Raw genomic sequence first — 3945 nt, 5'->3', positions numbered from 1 at the left:
CCTACAACTACGCGCGGCGGCTCAAGACCCTGAAGGGCCTCACCCCCTACGAGATCATCTGCCGATCATGGGCCGCAGACCCCCATAGGTTCACCGCAAACCCGCACCATGAAATGCCGGGACCAAAACATCTAACCCGCGATCTCCGCTCTCACAATCGCTCAATTCGACCCGCTTCGTCTCTTAAATAGGACACTGCTCGCCAGGGTTGTTGTTTCGGTGGCATGGATCGCGCAACGGCATCCATCCGTGGTGCCGCGCTTCCATCCGCGACGTGTCTGAGGCTGTCGGCACCAACCGATCGACGCGGCCGCGGGCGGCATCCGTGCCGGTCGCTCAAGGCCCTGGCGTTGTGCTCCCCGCCCCGGGGATCCGCCGCCGCCGCGCCAGCATCCGCGCTACCTCGCGCGCGTCGAAGGCGCGCAGCGCCATGCCCGCACTCGCGAAGACCACCCCGCCCGCACCGATCAGCACCGCGGCGATCAGCGCGCGCATGATGGACGTCCCCCCCGCCGGCAGCACGAAAGCGAGCGCCGCCACCGTCGCCCCCATCAGCGCCGCCGCCGCCAGGATGCGCGGCACCCTCCGGCGCGCCCGCCGGTCCATCACGTAGTCGCGCCGCCGGACCAGCAGCCAGGCCAGCAGCCCCGCATTGGCCCAGGCCGCCAGGGTGGTGGAGAGCGCCACCCCCACATGCTGCAGCGGCCCCATCAGCACCAGGTTGAAGCCGAGGTTCAGCGCCACCGCGCCCAGCCCGACCTTGACCGGCGTGGCGGTGTCCCCCCGCGCGAAGAAGGCCGGCGCGAAGACCTTCACCAGCACGAAGGCGGGCAGTCCGAGGGCATAGGCAATGAGTGCGGCGGAAGACGCCGCCGCCTCGACGGGGCCGAAGGCGCCACGCAGGAACAGTGCGGCGATGATCGGCCCCGAGGCCACCGCGAGCCCCACCGCCGCCGGCACCGTCAGCAGCAGCGACAATTCCACCGCCCGGTTCATCGATCGATGCGCCGAGAGCGCCTGCCCGGCGCGCAGCTGCCGCGCCAGCAGCGGCAGCAGCGCCGTGCCCACCGCCACGCCGATCACGCCGAGCGGCAGCTGCGCCACGCGATCCGCGTAATACAGGAAGGAGATCGCCCCCGAGGGCAGCAGCGAGGCGATGATGATGTCCACCGCCAGGTTCAGCTGCACCACGCCGGCGCCGATCACGCCCGGGATCATGCGCTTCAGCACCAGGCGCACCTCCGGCGTGATGGCCGGCGGGCGCAAGAGGTTCAGCGCCATGCCTGCCTGCGCCGTGGCCCAGAGGCAGAGCGCCAGCTGCACCACGCCCGAGGCGGTCACGCCCCAGGCCAGCGCATGGCCCGGCGTCGCGACATAGGGTGTTAGGAACAGCAGCGTCGCCATCGAGACCAGGTTGAAGAAGACCGGCGCCGCCGCGGCGGCGGCGAAGCGGTCGAGCCCGTTCAGCACGCCCCCCACCAGCGCGGTGAGGCAGATGAACAGCAGGTAGGGGAAGGTGATGCGCGTGAGCTCGACGGCGAGGGCGAACTTCGCCGGATCATCCGCGAAGCCGGGGGCGAGCACGCGCATCAGCTGCGGCATGAAGACCATGCCGACCACCACCAGCAGGCCGAGCCAGAGCATCATCAGCGTGCCCATGCGCTCGGCCAGCGCCTGCGCCTGCGCACGACCCTCGGCCGCCAGCATGCCGGCGAAGGCGGGCACGAAGGCGGCGTTGAAGGCGCCCTCCCCGAACAGCCGCCGGAACAGGTTGGGCAGTTTCAGCGCGACGAAGAAGGCATCGGCGACCGGCCCGGCGCCGAGGCGGGACGCGATCAGCATGTCGCGCGCGAAGCCCAGCACGCGGGACACCATGGTCCAGGCGCCGACGGTCATGACGGAGCGGAGCATCAGCGGCGCGGGGTCAAAGGCATCGGTGCCGGGATGCGCCGCCGGCGCCCCGGATGCAAGCCGTGGCTCTCGCGCGCGGGCGCGCGCCCGCAGCAATGCCGGACGCCCCTGGGCGGCGCAGGCGTCCGGCGCAGCCTGGGGCCGGCGGTGAACCCACGCGCCCGGTGTGCCCCCGCGTGGGGGCAGCGGGGTCACTCCGCGCGGATATTGTTCTCGCGCACCACCTGGCCCCAGCGTGCCCAGTCCTCGGCGAAGACGCGCGCGAAGGCCTGGCGCGGGCCGCCGGCGGGCTCGGCGCCGAAGCTGCGGGTGCGCTCGATCACGTCGGGCAGCTTCACGATGGCGTCGAGCTCGCTGTTGAGCCGGTCGAGGATCGGCTCAGGCGTGCCGCGCGGCGCCAGCATGCCGCCCCAGAAGCCAACCACGTGGCCCGGGACCGTCTCGGCGAAGGTCGGCACGTTCGGATAGGCGGGCGCGCGATCGGCGCTGGTCACCGCGATGGCGCGCAGCGTGCCGGCCTCGAGCTGCGCGCGCGGCGCGAACAGGCCGTCATGCGCCACATCCACCTCGCCGCGGATCAGCGCGGTGATCGAGGGCTGGTTGCCGGCATAGGGGACGTGCGTCGTCTCGAAGCCGGCCTGCTTCATCAGGAGGATGAGGGCGAGGTGGTTGATCGCACCCGCGCCGGGGGTCGAGACGGTCAGCCGCCCCTGCCGCTCGCGCGCGACGGCAATGAATTCCGCCACGGTGCGCGCCGGAAAATCGGCGCGGCAGACCAGCGCGAGGGGCGAGTTCTGCGCGAGGAAGACCGGTTCGAGGGCCTGCACGGGGTTGAGCGTGGCGCTGCGGTTCACCGCCAGCGCAATGAGGGTGGAGGGCGAGGTGTACATGAAGGTCGTGCCGTCGGGCGCGGCGCGGGCCACCAGGTCGGCGGCGACTTGCGTGCTGGCGCCGGGGCGGTTCTCGACGATGAAGCTGCTGCCGGGCAGGCGTTCCGTCAGCCTGGCGGCGAGCAGCCGGGCCATGATGTCGTTGGCGCCGCCGGCGGCGAAGCCGACCACGATGCGCACCGGGCGCGAGGGCCAAGCCTGCGCGCGCGCCGCGCCGGACGCGAGCAGCGCGGGCGCTGCGAGCAGCAGGCCGCGGCGCGGGGTGTCCTGGATCATCGGCGGTTCCTTCCCATCTGCGCGGCGCGGGTCGCGGCGGCGTCGTTGCGGTCAGGATAGCAGCCCGACCGGCGGAGGCATCCCCGCGCTGTGGGCGGCGGATTCGCCACGTACCGAATCGCGCACGAAAAGATGTACCGTCCGGACGGTTGCTAAAACCGTCCGGACGGTATAGATGCGACGCATCATGAACGTCACCCTGCCAACGCCGGACGCCCGCACCCGTATCCTCGATGCCGTGGAACGGATCGTCGTCGCGCGCGGCGTCGCCGGCCTCACGCTCGAGGCCGCGGCGCGCGAGGCCGGCGTCTCGAAGGGCGGGCTGCTCTATCACTTCGCCTCCAAGGAAGCGCTGCTGACCGGGCTGCTCGAGCGCCTCGCCGCCTTCATCCGTTCCGAGTTCGAGAAGAACTGCGCCCGCCAGCCGCCCGGCCCGGGGCGCGTTGCGCGCGCATTCCTTGCCTGGGCCTTCGGCGAGGCCGACTGCACGCCCGGCGACGAGCACCACGAGCGCGCCGCGGCGGTGTTCCTCGCCGCCTTCCACCACGACCGGGCGCTGCTCGACCCGATGCGCGCCGTCTATGCCGGCATGAAGGCGGCGCTGCTCGAGGACGGCCTCCCGCAGGGCCATGCCATGGCGGTGCTCACCGCCTGCGACGGGCTGTTCATGGCGCATCTGTTCGGGCTCTACCGTCCGACCGAGGCCGACCTCGTCGCGCTGCGCGGCACGCTCGACGCCCTGGTGGAGGGGCACACGTGACCCGGCGCGCGCGCCTGCTGTCCGCCCTGGTTGTGGTGGCCGCCGCCGGCGGCGCCACGCTCTGGATCGCGCGCGCCCCGGCCCCGCAGGCCGCAACGCCGGCCGCGG

The 3945-nt window shown here is 72.5% G+C and carries 3 protein-coding genes and 1 pseudogene; 2 read left to right on the top strand and 2 right to left on the bottom strand.

The genetic code is table 11. From position 1 onward, the window contains the following. Positions 1 to 191 (top strand): annotated as a pseudogene (locus HW578_RS28020) (hypothetical protein); the annotation flags it as partial. Between the two features lie 145 nt (positions 192 to 336). On the opposite strand, the gene murJ reads toward HW578_RS28020, so the two are convergent. Both murJ and HW578_RS23905 read right to left on the bottom strand, forming a co-directional pair. Continuing rightward, entirely contained in the window at positions 337 to 1911 is a 1575-nt protein-coding gene (murJ, locus tag HW578_RS23910) for a murein biosynthesis integral membrane protein MurJ (RefSeq protein WP_198373211.1), read from the bottom strand. Positions 1912 to 2102: 191 nt separating this feature from the next. Continuing rightward, entirely contained in the window at positions 2103 to 3077 is a 975-nt protein-coding gene (locus tag HW578_RS23905) for a Bug family tripartite tricarboxylate transporter substrate binding protein (RefSeq protein ID WP_198373210.1), read from the bottom strand. A 175-nt stretch (positions 3078 to 3252) separates the two neighbouring features. On the opposite strand from HW578_RS23905, the gene HW578_RS23900 reads away from it, so the two are divergent. After that, positions 3253 to 3837 (top strand): TetR/AcrR family transcriptional regulator, encoded by a 585-nt coding sequence (locus HW578_RS23900; protein WP_198373209.1) that lies wholly within the window; start codon positions 3253 to 3255, stop codon positions 3835 to 3837. The last annotated feature ends 108 nt before the right edge of the window (positions 3838 to 3945 follow it).

Origin of the sequence: Roseomonas rosulenta (assembly GCF_016106005.1) — a bacterium.
GTDB lineage: Bacteria > Pseudomonadota > Alphaproteobacteria > Acetobacterales > Acetobacteraceae > Neoroseomonas > Neoroseomonas rosulenta.
The sequence above is the reverse complement of the archived record's forward strand: the minus strand, read 5'-3'. Positions and strand labels throughout refer to the sequence as shown.

Bases quoted from the DNA above. Each gene is read 5' to 3' on its own strand.
- murJ (WP_198373211.1), bottom strand. From the start codon at position 1,911: ATGCTCCGCTCCGTCATGACCGTCGGCGCCTGGACCATGGTGTCCCGC.
- HW578_RS23905 (WP_198373210.1), bottom strand. From the start codon at position 3,077: ATGATCCAGGACACCCCGCGCCGCGGCCTGCTGCTCGCAGCGCCCGCG.
- HW578_RS23900 (WP_198373209.1), top strand. From the start codon at position 3,253: ATGCGACGCATCATGAACGTCACCCTGCCAACGCCGGACGCCCGCACC.